The organism is Nocardia alni (assembly GCF_019038435.1).
Classification (GTDB): domain Bacteria; phylum Actinomycetota; class Actinomycetes; order Mycobacteriales; family Mycobacteriaceae; genus Nocardia; species Nocardia alni.
This window is the reverse complement of record NZ_JAGPOX010000412.1, coordinates 1-381: the sequence shown is the minus strand read 5'-3', so window position 1 is coordinate 381 and position 381 is coordinate 1. Positions and strand designations below refer to the sequence as shown.

At 48.8% G+C, this 381-nt stretch carries 1 protein-coding gene; it reads right to left on the bottom strand.

Annotation, left to right across the window (positions count from 1 at the left end):
• Positions 1-283: 283 nt before the first annotated feature.
• On the bottom strand, positions 284-370 hold the full coding sequence (cdiI, locus tag JZ791_RS47125) for a ribonuclease toxin immunity protein CdiI (protein WP_368858358.1): 87 nt from the start codon (positions 368-370) through the stop codon (positions 284-286).
• Positions 371-381 lie beyond the last annotated feature (11 nt).

The following is a 381-nucleotide window of genomic DNA, read 5'->3' as shown; positions in this document are numbered from 1 at the left end:
GTATACCACTGCCGATCTTACCCACACTGAACCACGTGAAGCGGATAGTTCAGTAAAACCACTCGCCTCTGCCTAGGCATCGCGGAGCCTCCTTACGACGTCTGCACTGGAGCCTCCCTGCTCAGAAATCAGGGTAGGGAAAATACATCTGCCCCTTTATTCGCTCAACCCGCATCTTGCCACCGGCCATCAAGTTAACACGTGACGGAACACGTCCAGGAACTTGAATAGAGGCTTTTGACGATTCAATCTGTTCATGGCTACGGAGTATATCGGTCAGGGATCAGAAAGACAGCTTATCTAAAAGCTCTTTTACTTTCTCAGTATCTTCAGGATGGCGCTGAAGATACTTTTCACAAGCGAGCCGAATGAACTTAGAAC